Raw genomic sequence first — 14,686 nt, 5'->3', positions numbered from 1 at the left:
GGCCGGGATCAGCCGCCGTTGACCTTCTTCGCGACCCGGTCGCCGAGGTCCTTGTCCACGTTGCGCCAGTACTGCAGCGCCCGGTCCAGGACCGGTCGGCTCACACCGTCCAGGAGATGGCCGGAAATGTTCGACACCAGCCGCTCGCGTGCCGCGTCGTCGAGGACGGTGCGCACCATGGTGCCCGCCTGGCCCCAGTCGTCGTCGTCCCGGCGCAGCGTGTACGCCTCGTGCACCATCTCGCCCGCCGTGGCCCAGCCGGCCGGCTCGCCGAAGCGGTCGGTGTCCGCCGCCGGACCGCCGTACGAGTTCGGGGCGTAGACCGCGCCCGTGCGCGACGGCTCGTACCGCATCGCGCCGTCCTTCGCGTACGAGTTGCGCGAGAAGCGCGGCCGGTTCGGCGGGAGCTGCGCGTAGTTCGCGCCGATCCGGTACCGGTGGGTGTCCGGGTACGAGAAGAGCCGGCCCAGCAGCATCTTGTCGGGCGACGGACCGATGCCGGGCACCAGGTTCGACGGCTCGAAGGACGCCTGCTCGATGTGGACGAAGAAGTCCTCTGGGTTCTCGTTCAGCGTCATCCGGCCGACCTCGGTCAGCGGGTAGTCGCCGTGCGGCCAGACCTTGGTCAGGTCGAACGGGTTGAACCGGTAGTCCGGGGCGTCGTCGAACGGCATGATCTGGACCGAGAGCGTCCAGCTCGGGTGGTCGCCGCGCTTGATCGAGTCGAACAGGTCCCTGCGGTGCACGTCACCGTCGGTCCCGGCCATCGCGTCGGCGTCGTCCTGGGTGTAGAACTCGATGCCCTGGTCGGTCTTGAAGTGGTACTTGACCCAGAACCGCTCGCCGCCCGCGTTCACCCACATGTAGGTGTGCGAGCTGAAGCCGTCCATGTTGCGGTACGTCTTCGGGATGCCCCGGTCGCCCATCAGCCACGTCACCTGGTGCGCGGACTCGGGGGAGAGGGTCCAGAAGTCCCACTGCATGTCGTGGTCGCGCACCGCGCTGTCGGGGCGGCGCTTCTGCGAGCGGATGAAGTCCTGGAACTTCATCGGGTCCCGTACGAAGAAGACCGGCGTGTTGTTGCCGACCATGTCGTAGTTGCCGTGCTCGGTGTAGAACTTCAGCGCGAAACCGCGGGGGTCGCGCCAGGTGTCGGGGGAGCCCTGTTCGCCGGCGACCGTGGAGAAGCGGGCCAGCATGGCGGTCTGCTTGCCCGGCTGGAAGAGGTCGGCCTTGGTGAACTGGCTGACGTCGTTGGTCACCTGGAAGACGCCGTACGCGCCGGACCCCTTGGCGTGGACCACGCGCTCGGGGACCCGTTCACGGTTGAACTGGGCCATCTTCTCGATGAGGTAGTGATCCTGGAGCAGGATCGGGCCGTCCGTCCCGACGGTGAGCGAGTGTTCGTCGCTCTCCACCGGGATTCCGGCGTTGTTCGTGGTGTAAGGGGCGTTCTTGGTCCTGGGTTCCTCGGCCACGAGCGTCCTCCCGTCGGTGGGGGTATCGGTCAGGTCGCGTCGTACACGACTGAAGTCAATCCCGCCGACAGGAGGTCGGCAACATTTGGATACCGTCCGTGACGGTCCCCGTGCGGGGCCCGGCTACTGCCCCCGCGTCGGCATCTCGAACCAGACGACCTTGCCCGTCGACAAGCGCGTCGCACCCCACCGCCGGGCCAGCCGGTTCACCAGGAACAGCCCGCGGCCGCCCTCGTCCATGTCCCGCGCGCGGCGCTGACGGGGCAGCTGCGGGGAGTCGTCGCCGACCTCGCAGCGCAGGATGTCGGTCCGCAGCAGCCGCAGCGTCACCGGCCGCTCCGCGTACCGCACGGCATTGGTCACCACCTCGCTGACCAGCAGCTCCACCGAGTCCGACATGTCGTCCAGACCCCATCGGCTGAGGGCGCGGCGGGCCAGCCTGCGGGCCCGGCCCGGGGCGGAGTCCTCCGGTTCCAGGAACCAGTACGCGACGTCGCTCGGCGCGATCCCGTCGAAGCGGGCGGCCAGCAGCGCGATGTCGTCGTCCCGGTCGCCGGGGCCCAGCATGTCCAGCACGTCGTCGCAGAGGGCCTCCAGCGGCGGCGAGTGGTCGGGGCCGGTCAGCCGGGCGGTGGTGGCGAGCCGCTCGCGCAGCTGCTCGATGCCGGTCCAGACGTCCCGCAGCCGCGACTCCACCAGGCCGTCGGTGTACAGGAGCAGGGTGGCGCCCGCGGGCGCGTCCAGCTCCACGGCCTCGAAGTCCACTCCGCCGACGCCGATCGGGGCGCCGGGCGGTACCCGCAGGACCTCGGCACGGCCGCCGAGGTGGAGCAGCACGGGCGGCGGGTGGCCGGCGTTGGCGATGGTGATGCGGTGCGCGACCGGGTCGTACACCGCGTACAGGCAGGTAGCCATGCGGTCGCTGCCGAGCCGCTGCGCCTGTTCGTCCAGGTGGTGCAGCACCTCCTGCGGCGGCAGGTCGAGCCCGGCCAGGGTCTGCGCGGTGGTGCGGAGCTGGCCCATGATCGCGGCGGAGGTCATGGAGTGGCCCATGACGTCGCCCACGACCAGGGCGACCCGGCTGCCGGGCAGCGGGATCGCGTCGTACCAGTCGCCGCCGACCCGGGCCGTCTCCGCGGCGGGGAGATAGCGGGAGGCGAGCCGGACCCCGGTGGGCTGGGGCAGCGAGTCGGGCAGCATGGTGCGCTGGAGCTCGTCGGCGATGTAGGCCTCGCGCCCGTACAGCACGGCCTTGTCGATGCCCAGCGCGGTGTGCGTCGCCAGTTGGGCCGCGACCAGCAGGTCGTTGGCCTCGAACGGCGGGCGCTCGGTCCCGCGCAGGAAGACGGCCGCGCCGATCACCCGGCGCCGGCCGCGCAGCGGGGCCAGGATCGCCCGGTGCCCGGACGGCACCGTACGGCCGGCGCCGAGCAGCTCGGGCAGGGCGGCACGGGCCGCGGCGGAGTCACCGAAGACGGGCCGCACCCCGCGCAGCACCTCGGCCAGCGCACCGCCGGGGCGGACCTCGCACAGTTCGGCCGCGGGTGTCAGATCGGTCTGCGGGTCGATGGCGGCCGGCCTGAGCCGCTCGCTCTCCGACATGCCCTCGGTGATCTCGTCGCTCAGCCGCAGCCGGTCGGAGCGGCGCAGCCGCAGCACGAACGGGTTGACGGGACGCTCGTCGCCGACCGGCAGCGGGTCGCGGAGGTAGACCAGTATGGCGTCGGAGAACGTCGGCACGCTGGCCCGGCACAGGCCCAGGACGATCTCGTCGAGATCTATCCCGCGGGCGATGCGGCGGGTCGCGGCACCCACGAAGCGGAGCCGGTCGCCCTCGCGGCGGGCCGCCGCCTGTGGGTCGGGGCCTGCCGCGGGGCCGGGCCCGGCAGCGGCCGGGCCGGGGCCCTTGGCCGGGGTCGGGATCGCTTTGGCGGCAGCGGCGGGCGCCGACGCGGCGTCCCGCTGCCGCGGCCGGGTGCGTTCCTGCGAGCGGGCGGCGAGAGGCTGCCGGCCTTCGTGGGAGGTGGGGTGCTCCGTCACGCTTGGGGTTCCGTCCGTCCGGGCCGGTTGTATGAGGCAATCACCTTGTGGGGCGCTACTGTGCCCCGGCATGAGCGGCAATAACAACGGCTGACATCGCATGCCCCGGAACAGCGGGCCGAAACCGGACGTCCGTGAACGGGAGCGGTGACAACGTTTTCTACGGTGGAGCGGCGAGCGGTGAGCACGTCTCCACCCCCTCGTAGTGGCTCATGCGATTCGGGCAACTCGTGCGACTCATACGACTGATGCGGGTCATGAAGCGTGCGACCAGTGCGATGACTTGATGATTTACGGTCAGCTCGTGTGCGGCGCCCGCCGGTTGGGGCGGATCGGCCGTCCTCGGGACGATCCTACGTTTGTCCCCACGGGGTGCATCAAGGGTCTCACGACGGCATGGCGGAGGGGGTGCGGTACCAGTCATCCGGAAGCCGGTCCCAGTCGTCCGGAAGCGCCGGTACCCGCCAGTGCGGATCGGGCCGCCAGTCCTCCCAGCCGTCCCGGAACGGCGCTCCCCAGTCGCGGATCACCCCGACCGCGGCGCGGCCCGCCTCCCGCACCCGCCGCGCGGTCTCGGGGGTCATCAGGCCGACCCGCTGGGCCTGGGCGAACTCGTCCTCGTCCCGCCAGAGCCAGCTGCGGTCCGGGTAGACGGAGATGTCGAGGAAGTGGTCCTCCGAGTCGATGCCGCCGGCCCAACGGGTACGCGGCTCCTCCAGGTTCACGTACCAGCTGCGGAACTGCCAGCCGGTCTCCCAGAACAGCCACACCGACCACGGCTCGCCCGGCCGGGCCAGCTTCAGCACCCCGTTGCCCAGCCAGGGCGAGCGGGCGGTGGTGCGCGGCGAGGTGTACCGGGTGGCGAGCGGCTCCGCGTGCACCTCGGTGCCGTCCGCCAGTACCGGCTTCACACACTCGGTGCCGGGCGCCACCCAGACGGCGAGCAGGTCCTCGGTGTCCTGGGCGACGGTCACGGGGCGGCAGATGTGTACCGGGTTCGGCGCCCGGCCGGGCGCCGAACCCCGCCGCAGCGGTCCGTTGCCGCGGTAGCGCCACAGGATCTGATCACCCGGCGCCCAGCGCTCGGTCTCTCCCGTACCTGTCATGGAGGGATCTTACGACCTGGTCCACGGCAACCAGCGGGTTCCCGACGCCCCGGGACCCAGCCTCCGGCACTGTCGTCGGCCCATGGCGCCCCGCGTCACGGACGGGTCATCCGCAGCACGTCCAGCGCCTCGTCGAGCTGCTCCACGGTGAGGTCCCCGCGCTCGACGTAGCCGGAGGCCAGCACCACCTCGCGGATCGTCAGGCGCTCCGCGAGGGACTTCTTGACGACCTTCGCCGCCTCCTCGTACCCGATGTACTTGTTCAGCGGGGTGACGACGGACGGGGAGGACTCCGCGTACTCCCTGGCCCGCTCCACGTTCGCGGTGATCCCGTCGACCGTGCGGTCCGCGAGCAGCCGGGAGACGTTGGCGAGCAGCCGCACCGACTCCAGCAGGTTCTTCGCGATGACCGGGAGCATCACGTTCAGCTCGAAGTTGCCGGCGGCCCCCGCCGTCGCGACCGTCGCGTCGTTCCCCATCACCTGGGCGGCGACCATCAGCACGGCCTCTGGAATGACCGGATTCACCTTCCCCGGCATGATCGACGAGCCCGGCTGGAGGTCGGGGAGGCTGATCTCCGCCAGTCCGGTGCGCGGCCCCGAGGCCATCCAGCGCAGGTCGTTGGAGATCTTGGTGAGCGAGACCGCGACGGTACGGAGCTGGCCGGAGGTCTCCACGAGACCGTCCCGCGCGCCCTGCGCCTCGAAGTGGTCCCGGGCCTCGGTGAGCGGCAGCCCGGTGACGCGGGCGACCTCGGCGATCACGGCGGCCGAGAAGCCGGGCGGGGTGTTGATGCCGGTGCCGACGGCCGTGCCGCCCAGCGGCAGCTCGGCGAGGCGGGGGAGCGAGGCGTGCAGCCGTTCGATGCCGTGGCGGATCTGCGCGGCATACCCGCCGAACTCCTGGCCCAGGGTCACCGGGGTGGCGTCCATCAGGTGGGTGCGCCCCGACTTCACGACCGCCGCGAACTCGACGGACTTGCGCTCCAGGGCGGCCGCGAGGTGGTCCAGGGCGGGGATCAGCTCGCCGGTCACCGCGCCCGTCGCGGCGATGTGGATGGACGACGGGAAGACGTCGTTGGAGGACTGCGAGGCGTTGACGTGGTCGTTGGGGTGGACCTCGCGGCCGAGGCGCTCGGTGGCGAGGGTGGCCACCACCTCGTTGGTGTTCATGTTCGACGAGGTGCCGGAGCCGGTCTGGAAGACGTCGATCGGGAAGTGCGCGTCCCAGCGCCCCTCCGCGACCTCGGCCGCGGCGTCCTGGATGGCCTGGGCGATCTCCGGGTCGATCACCTCCAGATCGGCGTTCACCTTGGCGGCAGCGGCCTTGATGCGGGCCAGGGCCTCGATGTGGGCCCGCTCCAGGCGCTGTCCGGAGATCGGGAAGTTCTCCACGGCCCGCTGGGTCTGGGCCCGCCACCTGGCGTCCGCGGGGACCCTGACCTCGCCCATCGAGTCGTGCTCGACGCGGTACTTCCCGTCGGCCGCCGTGCCGTCGTCCCGGCCCTGTACGTCGTTCATGCGCGTTCAACCTCCGTTGGACATGAAAAAAAGATGAGCACTTGTCTTGTTCTATGTATTCCCAAGTCGCCTACCGACCAGTAAATACCGTGGGTAACAACAATCTCGGGAGGCGCAATGAGGCGCACAGGGTTCAGACTCCGATGTACCGTCGCGGCCGTCGCCGCCACGGCGGCGGCACTGGGCGGGATGACCGCGGCCGCCGGACCGGCGGGCGCGGCGCAGTCCGGTACCACCGCCACCTCATCCACCGCACTGTCGCCGGAACTGGAGGCCGTCCGCGCCACCGAGGCCACCCGGCTGTACGGCGACCCGGCCGAGCGCCCGCTCGCCGACCGCAAGACCGGGCTGATCTCGCTCGGCGACAGCGAGATCTCGGGCGAGGGCGTCGGCACGTACGAACCGGGCACCAACGGCCCCGACAACTGGTGCCACCGCTCGCCCGACTCCGCCATCCACCGCACCGGCATCCCGGCCGACGTCACGTACAACGTCTCCTGCTCCGGCGCGTACACCGGGAACATCGTCATCGGCGGTTCGAAGCAGTACGCCGACGAACTGGTGCAGAGCGACAACCTCGCCATCAAGGCGCGCAACACCCGCATCAAGATGATCGTGCTGGTGGCGGGTGCCAATGACGACCTCCAGTTCGGCCCGGTCATGACGGACTGCGTCGAGCGCTGGGTCCTCCTCCAGGGCACGTGCGAGCCGAAGTACAACGGCGGCTGGCAGGCCCGCGTCGACGCGCTCGTCCCCAAGGTCGAGAAGACCGTGGGCGATCTGCGGACCGTCATGTCGAACGCGGGATACGCCAACGGCGACTACAAGCTCGTCGTCATGGGCTACCCGAGCCCGATCGGCCCGGACTTCTACGACAACCCCAACTTCCCCGGCAAGCTTCCCGGCGGCTGCGCCGGATACGACTCCGACGCCGCCTGGGGCCGCAACACCGCCGTTCCCGCCTTCGAACGCGGGATGCGCAAGGCCGCCGCCGACACCGGAGCCGTCTACCTCGACAACTCCCGGCTCTTCCACGGCCACGAGGTGTGCAGCGAGTCCACCTGGGCCCGCGGCCTCTTCATCGACCTGTCGCACTTCCCGCCGGACTCCAACTCCGTCCGGCAGTCCTTCCACCCGAACGCCGCGGGCCACGGCGCCTTCGCCTCCTGCCTGACCCAGATCTACAACTCGGGCCTGCGCGAGGCGAGCTGCGCCGACCCGGCGAGCACCGGCACGCCCGTGCTCCAGACCGCCGCCTGGGACGACGTCTTCAAGCCGCTGCGCAACGAGGCCACCAGCAGCTGTCTGGACGCCCCGGCCTCGGTCACCCGCAACAACACCGGAGTGACCGGCTGGGACTGCCACGGCGGCCGCAACCAGGGCTGGTGGTACGACTCCGGCACCAGGACCGTCCGTACGGCACTGAGCCACGACCGCTGCCTGGACGTACCGGGCGCCGACTACAAGGCGGGCGCCGCCCTCGTCCTCTACAACTGCTCGGGCGCGGCCAACCAGAAGTTCGTCCGGCAGTCGGGCACCCTGAGCCCGGCCGCCTCCACCGGGCTGTGCGCGACCCTGGCGGGCGCCCACGACCCGCTGAGGCTCCAGGCCTGCAACGGGAGCGCGAGCCAGCGCTTCGCGTAACGGGCCCTTTGAGGATCGAGCACAGAAGTGCGGGGGGGGCGTACGCGGTCCCTCCCCGCACCCCCGGTCAGCCGGACGTCACGAACGCGCCCAGGATCGCCGCCAGGTGACCCGGGTCGGCCGCGCCGCACAGTTCGCGCGCCGAGTGCATCGACAGCCCCGGAACTCCCACGTCCACGGTCGGGACACCCAGCCGGGCCGCGGTGAGCGGGCCGATCGAGGTACCGCACGGCATCGCGTTGTTGGAGACGAACGGCTGCCACGGGGCGCCCGCCCGCTCACAGGCCGACGCGAACACCGCGATGCCGGTCGAGTCGGTGGCGTAGCGCTGGTTGACGTTGACCTTGACCGTCGGGCCGCTGTTGGGCAGCGGGCGGTGGTCGGGGTCGTGCCGCTCCGCGTAGTTGGGGTGCACCGCGTGCGCCATGTCGGCCGATACGCAGAAGGCGCCGGCCAGCGCCCGCGACCAGTCCTCCGGGCTTCCGCCGCGCGCCGTGACCGAACGGCTCAGGACGCGCTCCAGCAGCGGGCTCTGCGCCCCCGTGTCGGAGCCGCTGCCGACCTCCTCGTGGTCGAAGGCCGCCAGGACCGGGATGTACGCGGGCGCCTCTGCCGCCGTCGCCGCACCGGCCAGCGCCGTGACGCCGGCGTGCACCGACACCAGGTTGTCCAGCCGGGAGGAGACCACGAACTCCTGGTCCGCGCCCAGGTATCCGGGCGCCTGGATGTCGTGGAGCATCAGGTCCCAGCCCAGCACCTCCGCCGGATCGGCCTCCGCTGCCGCCGCGACCCGGCGCAGCAGCGCCCCCTCCTCGGCGTCGCCGAGCGACCACACCGGGGCGATGTGGCGCTGCCGGTCCAGGGCCAGGCCGTCGTTGACGGACCGGTCCAGGTGGATGGCCAGCTGGGGCACCCGCAGCAGCGGTTCGTCGATCTGGACGAGCCGGGAGTCGGTCGTGCCGCCGGGGCCACGGAGGGCGAGGCGGCCGGAGATGCCCAGGTCGCGGTCGAGCCAGGTGTTGAGCGGGACCCCGCCGTAGATCTCCACCGCGATCTGCCGCCAGCCCGCGGACCCGGTGTCGGGGGTGGGCTTGATCCGCAGGTTCGGCGAGTCGGTGTGGGTGCCGATGATCCGGAAGGGCGTGTGGGCGGGGGTGCCCTCGGGGGCGTACCAGGCGATCAGCGCGCCGCCGCGGACGACGAAGCTGCCGCCCGTGGTGCCCGTCCAGTCGTCCGTACCCCGCAGTTCACGGAAGCCGGCCTTCTCCAGCCGCTGGGCGGCGCTCGCGACGGCGTGGTAGGGGGAGGGGCTGGCCCTGATGAAGGAGAGCAGATCGTCGACGTGGCTGCGGTGGTGGACCGGCGTCATGCGGTCTCCGCCTTTCCGGTGTGGGACGTTGAAGGTGGTTCGGTCGTGCGGATTCGGATGCTTCGGACGGGCGGACGGGGGCTGCCGGGCGCGGCGGCCGTGGGCAGCGGGGATCGGTGACGGGCGGGCGGAGACGGTGCGGCCGGGGTCGCGCGGCGGCATCCGTACCGGGGGGTCGGGCGGGGCGGGTTCTCCCGCGACGCGGACAACTCACCGCATCGGCCCGGCCCCCCGCAAGCCCGGCCGGCGGCCCGCTGCGCGAATGCGGCGGTACGACGCCGGCGCCCGCGGCCGGCGGGGACCGTCCTGGGGCCGCGCCGCAGGGCCCGGCCGGCACCGGAACGGCGACCGGCGTGCGGCTCGCCGCCCGTACCCGTTCCGGTACCCGGGCGCGCGAGCCCTCGCGGCGGCTCCGCGGCGCCCTCCACAGGATTGGCTGAATTCAGTCGTACGTGGACCGTCCAGGCACCGGGCCCGGTCACGGGGACGGCGGGACCGGCGGAGCCTTGCGCAGGCCCCGGACCCGGATCAGGAACACCGCGGCGACCACGAGAGCGGCACCGTGGGACCAGCCGACGACCGTCAGCGGGGTGTAGTGGTCGAGCGCGGCCGCGACCAGGATCATCCCGGCGCCGAACCCGAGGTTCTCCACCGTGGCGGAGAGCCCGAAGGCGTGCGCGCGCAGCCCGGCCGGCAGGGTCTGCAGATGCGAGGTGTACGAGACCTCCGTGAGCCCGTCCGCGGCCCCCGCGACCAGGGCGATCGCGGCCGTGGCCACCAGCGGGAACCCCGCGAAGGCCAGGATGAACGCCCCGGACATGAGACAGGTGCCCCAGCCGAAGCCCAGCGCCCCGACGGACCGGCCGGTGCGCCGCGCGTACCGCTGGATCAACTGCTGCACCACGATGTTGCCGAGCGCCCACAGGCACCAGAAGGCGCTGACGAACACGGCGGGGCGCGAGGCGTCGAGCCCGCTGGAGTAGACCGGCAGCGCCGCGTTGTGCGAGGACGAGCCCAGCGCGTCCACACCCCGCAGCGCCACCATCAGAGCCAGACCGGGCGCGGCGGCCAGGGCGGCGAGCGCGGCGGGCCCGCGCCGGCGGGCGGGCGCGGCCTCGTCCCCCGGTCCGACGGCCGGCTTCTCCCGGCCGCCCCTCCTGCCGTCGCCTCCGCCGCCGCCCGGAATGGGGAGCAGGGCCACCGTCACCGCGCACACCGCGAAGGTGGCGGTGTCCACCACGAACGCGGCGGTGTACCCGACGAGCGAGACGACGACGCCCGCCGACGCGAAACCGGCCACCATGGCCAGCGAACGGCCGGTGATGGAGAGGGAGTTGGCCCAGGAGCGCCGGTCCTCGCCGACCATCTCGGGAATCGAGCTGCGCAGGGACACCATGAACAGGGTCCCGCAGGAGCCGACCACCACCGATACGGCGACCAGCGCGGCCGTCCGCAGCCCGTCCGGCGCGAGGACCAGCAGCAGCATCACCGACGCCTGCGCGATATTCGTCCAGAGCATCACGCTCTTCGCCGTGAAACGGGCGAGCAGACCTCCCGCCGCAAGCCCGGCGGCAAATCCCGACGCCAGCCGCACCGCCATGAACAACCCCATGGCGAGAGCCCGCCCCGTCGTCTCATAGACGAACAGATTGAGCGCCACCATATTCAGGAAGGTGCCGTACGAAGAGACGGCGTAGCCGGCCACCAGGAATCGATAACGCCGAACTCCGTACCGCGAGTCGGCCGATTCGGCGGTCGGCCGGCTGAGGGTGTGGTCGGGGCCGGGCGTCACCCGTTCATAGTCGCCGAACCGCCGAACTCCCGGCCCTCATCCGGTATGTACAAAGGTAATCTGCATACTTGTGAAGGACGATCATTCCAGCCCACCGGCATGCGATTGCCGCGCATCGTCGGCGGACAGCTCCGCACGGGCCGACTCCACCCCGCAACAGCCGTGCGAGAGCGCGCTCGCGGCCTATCGGCGCGCACTGGTGGCGGGCCGGCTTCCCGCGCACGAGGTGGCCGGATGTCTCCGGGACCTGCACCTGATGGTGGCCGACCGCCGCTCACCGGGATTCATGATCCCCGTACCGCCGGAGACGGCGTCCCACGCCGTGCTCGCCCCGCTCCAGGAGGCCGTCCTCGACCGGCGCCGCGCGCTGCGCGCCTCCCGCGCCGCGCTCAACGTCTTCGAGGCCCTGTACGCGGATGTGCACCGGACCGAACAGCCCGCGCTCACCCGGCTGTCCGGGGAGGCCGTCATCAGCAAGGCGCTGGACGCGGCGGTGGACGGCTGCCGGGAGCAGGTCCGCACCGCACACCCCGGGGGCGGCCGTCCGGCGCCCGTGCTCCAGGAAGCGCTGATCCGGGACCTGGGCAACCTGCGGCGGGGGATCCGGCAGCGGACGATCTACCAGCACACCGTCCGCTCCGACCGCACGACCCTCGCGTACGTCGAGCAGGTGACCGCCGCCGGAGCGGAGATCAGGACGCTCGCCGAGGTGGTCGACCGGGTGATCGTGTTCGACCGGGACCTGGCGTTCGTCCCGTTCTCCGACGAGCCGCACCACGCGCTGCGCGTCCAGCACCCGTCACTGGTGCGGTTCCTGGCCCGCGGCTTCGACGAGGCCTGGGCCCGCTCGGTGCCGGTCCGCCCGGAGCGGGCGCCGCTGCGCACCCCCGTCGTCACGTCCGACCTGCAACGCGCCATCCTGCGGGCGGTGGTCAACGGGGAGACGGACGCCGCGATAGCCCGGCGGATCGGGATGAGCCGCCGCAGCGTCGCCGAGCACATGCGGAAGGTCTCCGAGCAGCTCGGCAGCACCAGCCGGGCCCAACTCGGCTACCTGGTCGCCACCTCGGGCCTGCTCGACGCCTGAACCCCGGCCGGGGACGCGCGGCCGGGGTTCAGGCGGGACGGGTCAGCCGAGGCCGGGGCCGCGTACCGGAATGCTGGTGAACGTCGGGGCGGGGGCCGGCTCGGTGAAGAAGTCGTTGCCCTTGTCGTCGACGACGACGAACGCCGGGAAGTCCTCGACCTCGATCCGCCAGACCGCCTCCATGCCGAGCTCCTCGTACTCGACGACCTCGACCTTCTTGATGCAGTCCTGCGCCAGCCGCGCCGCCGGGCCGCCGATCGAACCGAGGTAGAACCCGCCGTGCGCGTCGCACGCGTCCGTGACCTGCTTGGACCGGTTGCCCTTGGCCAGCATCACCTTGGAGCCGCCCGCCGCCTGGAACTGCGCGACGTAGCTGTCCATCCGGCCGGCGGTCGTCGGACCGAAGGAGCCGGAGGCGTAGCCGGCGGGCGTCTTCGCCGGGCCCGCGTAGTACACCGGGTGGTCCTTGAGGTACTGGGGCATCTCCTCGCCCGCGTCCAGCCGCTCCTTGATCTTGGCGTGCGCGATGTCGCGCGCCACGACCAGCGGGCCGGTCAGCGAGAGCCGGGTCTTGACCGGGTACTTGGTCAGCTCCGCGAGGATGTCGTCCATCGGGCGGTTGAGGTCGATCCGCACGACGTCCCCCGCCTCGTCGAGGTGCTCGTCGGTCGTGTCGGGGAGGAAGCGCGCCGGGTCCTTCTCCAACTGCTCCAGGAAGACGCCCTCGGCGGTGATCTTCGCGGTGGCCTGGCGGTCGGCCGAGCAGGACACGGCGATCGCGACGGGCAGCGAGGCGCCGTGGCGGGGCAGGCGGACCACGCGCACGTCGTGGCAGAAGTACTTGCCGCCGAACTGCGCCCCGATGCCGATCCGCTGCGTCAGCTCGAAGACCTTCTCCTCCAGCTCCTTGTCACGGAAACCGTGACCCGTGGGGGAGCCCTCGGCGGGCAGCTCGTCCAGGTAGTGCGCGGAGGCGTACTTCGCGGTCTTCATCGCGAACTCGGCCGACGTACCGCCGACGACGATCGCCAGGTGGTACGGCGGGCAGGCGGCCGTGCCCAGGGAGCGGATCTTCTCCTCCAGGAACTTCATCATGGAGGCCTCGTTGAGGACCGCCTTGGTCTCCTGGAAGAGGAACGACTTGTTGGCCGAGCCGCCGCCCTTCGCCATGAAGAGGAACTTGTACGCGCCGCCGTCCGTCGCGTACAGCTCGATCTGGGCCGGGAGGTTGGAGCCGGTGTTCTTCTCGTCCCACATGTTCAGCGGCGCCATCTGCGAGTAGCGCAGGTTGAGCTTGGTGTACGCGTCGAAGATGCCGTGCGACAGCGCCTCCTCGTCCCCGCCCTCGGTGAGCACGTTCTGCCCGCGCTTGCCCATGACGATCGCGGTGCCGGTGTCCTGGCACATCGGCAGGACACCCGCGGCGGCGATGTTCGCGTTCTTCAGCAGGTCGAGCGCGACGAACTTGTCGTTGGACGACGCCTCGGGGTCGTCCACGATCCGCCGCAGCTGCGCCAGGTGCGCGGGCCGCAGGTAGTGCGAGATGTCGTGCATGGCCTCGGCGGCCAGGGTGCGCAGCGCCGCCGGATCGACCTTGAGGAACGTACGGCCGTCGGCCTCGAAGGTGGAGACACCCTCGGAGGTGACCAGACGATACGGCGTGGTGTCCTCTCCCAGGGGGAGCAGATCGGAGTACGCAAACTCTGGCATTACGGCCATTCCTCACTCGGTGACGGCGGCTGACCTCCCTTGGGCAGCGCACCCACCAGGGTAGGACCCCGCCGGGGCGGCGGGTCTGTGAGGTAGGGCTCACTCGAACAGGATCCCGATCGCGACCCCGCTTCGCCCCGAACGATGCCCCGCTTCGTCCCGATCGCGGCCCCGTTCCGCGCCTCGCCGTCACCGTGCAAGGCCTAGTCGCGATCTATCGCGTTTGGGTACGCTGGGCCGGTGGACCTCGAAAAGCACCCCCAGCAGCCCACCGCACGGGCGGAACCCGACGTCATCCGTGCCTCCGACGCCGACCGTGACCGGATCGCGGACATCCTGCGGGAAGCCATGGTCGAGGGCCGGCTGACCGCGGAGGAGCACGGCGAGCGGGTCGACGCGGTCTACCGCGCCAAGACCGTCGGTGAACTGGAGCCGCTGGTACGGGACCTGCCCGCCCCGGGCGGGAGTGCCAGGCCCTCCGCCGCGCCGTACGCCTACGGCCCCGAGGGGGCGTCGGGCCCGGCCGACAACCTGGTCGCGGTCTTCAGCAGCTCCACCCGCAAGGGACGCTGGCGGGTCGGCGGCCGGACGAACGCGTTCTCGTTGTTCGGCAGCGTGGAGATCGATCTGACCGAGGCGCTTTTCGGACAGCGTCTCACCGTGATCAACGCGACCTCCATCTTCGGAAGTGTGGAGATCCGGGTTCCCGAGACCATCTCGCTGCGCGGCAGCGGAACGGGAATCTTCGGCAATTTCGAAGTCGTCACTCTGGAATCCGGTGATCCCGAGGCGCCAGTGGTGGTGGTCAACGGTTATTCGGTGTTCGGCAGCGTCGAGGCAAAGCCCAAGCGCGGCAAGTTCATTGCGGATCTCCAGGACCGCCTGCGCAAACACCTCGGGCACTGACGGCGAGCCGGCCGCGGAAGGAACTGATTCCAGC

10 protein-coding genes are annotated in these 14,686 nt (G+C 71.4%); 3 read left to right on the top strand and 7 right to left on the bottom strand.

All coding sequences use genetic code 11. The features are described 5' to 3' along the window. Positions 1 to 8: 8 nt before the first annotated feature. The 4 genes from ACIO3R_RS09505 to ACIO3R_RS09490 all read right to left on the bottom strand — a co-directional run bounded on the left by ACIO3R_RS09505 (position 9) and on the right by ACIO3R_RS09490 (position 6,144). On the bottom strand, positions 9 to 1,478 hold the full coding sequence (locus tag ACIO3R_RS09505) for a catalase (protein ID WP_385038899.1): 1,470 nt from the start codon (positions 1,476 to 1,478) through the stop codon (positions 9 to 11). Between the two features lie 123 nt (positions 1,479 to 1,601). Then, a complete protein-coding gene (locus tag ACIO3R_RS09500; protein ID WP_385038896.1) occupies positions 1,602 to 3,518 on the bottom strand; it encodes a SpoIIE family protein phosphatase in 1,917 nt (638 codons plus the stop codon). Between the two features lie 386 nt (positions 3,519 to 3,904). Beyond that, positions 3,905 to 4,624, bottom strand: coding sequence for a DUF402 domain-containing protein (locus tag ACIO3R_RS09495; protein WP_385355391.1), 720 nt, complete (start codon positions 4,622 to 4,624; stop codon positions 3,905 to 3,907). 95 nt (positions 4,625 to 4,719) lie between these two features. Further along, on the bottom strand, positions 4,720 to 6,144 hold the full coding sequence (locus tag ACIO3R_RS09490) for a class II fumarate hydratase (RefSeq protein ID WP_402104781.1): 1,425 nt from the start codon (positions 6,142 to 6,144) through the stop codon (positions 4,720 to 4,722). A 117-nt stretch (positions 6,145 to 6,261) separates the two neighbouring features. Here ACIO3R_RS09490 and ACIO3R_RS09485 point away from each other — a divergent pair, with 117 nt between their 5' ends. Further along, the gene (locus ACIO3R_RS09485; protein WP_402104779.1) at positions 6,262 to 7,788 is read left to right on the top strand and encodes a ricin-type beta-trefoil lectin domain protein; all 1,527 of its coding nucleotides are present in this window, start codon (positions 6,262 to 6,264) and stop codon (positions 7,786 to 7,788) included. Between the two features lie 67 nt (positions 7,789 to 7,855). Here ACIO3R_RS09485 and ACIO3R_RS09480 read toward each other — a convergent pair whose 3' ends face one another. Next, positions 7,856 to 9,157, bottom strand: a complete 1,302-nt coding sequence (locus ACIO3R_RS09480) for a M18 family aminopeptidase (protein ID WP_402104776.1) — start codon at positions 9,155 to 9,157, stop codon at positions 7,856 to 7,858. A gap of 478 nt (positions 9,158 to 9,635) precedes the next feature. Next, a complete protein-coding gene (locus ACIO3R_RS09475; protein ID WP_402104890.1) occupies positions 9,636 to 10,820 on the bottom strand; it encodes an MFS transporter in 1,185 nt (394 codons plus the stop codon). Between the two features lie 199 nt (positions 10,821 to 11,019). On the opposite strand from ACIO3R_RS09475, the gene ACIO3R_RS09470 reads away from it, so the two are divergent. Next, entirely contained in the window at positions 11,020 to 12,036 is a 1,017-nt protein-coding gene (locus tag ACIO3R_RS09470) for a LuxR C-terminal-related transcriptional regulator (protein ID WP_402104773.1), read from the top strand. A 42-nt stretch (positions 12,037 to 12,078) separates the two neighbouring features. On the opposite strand, the gene ACIO3R_RS09465 is transcribed toward ACIO3R_RS09470, so the two are convergent. After that, entirely contained in the window at positions 12,079 to 13,746 is a 1,668-nt protein-coding gene (locus ACIO3R_RS09465) for a fumarate hydratase (protein ID WP_402104771.1), read from the bottom strand. 240 nt (positions 13,747 to 13,986) lie between these two features. Here ACIO3R_RS09465 and ACIO3R_RS09460 point away from each other — a divergent pair, with 240 nt between their 5' ends. Next, the gene (locus ACIO3R_RS09460) at positions 13,987 to 14,652 is read left to right on the top strand and encodes a DUF1707 domain-containing protein (protein WP_402104768.1); all 666 of its coding nucleotides are present in this window, start codon (positions 13,987 to 13,989) and stop codon (positions 14,650 to 14,652) included. Positions 14,653 to 14,686: the final 34 nt, after the last annotated feature.

The organism is Streptomyces sp. NPDC087428, from assembly GCF_044744085.1.
Lineage (GTDB): Bacteria > Actinomycetota > Actinomycetes > Streptomycetales > Streptomycetaceae > Streptomyces.
This window is presented reverse-complemented; position numbering and strand designations above follow the sequence as displayed.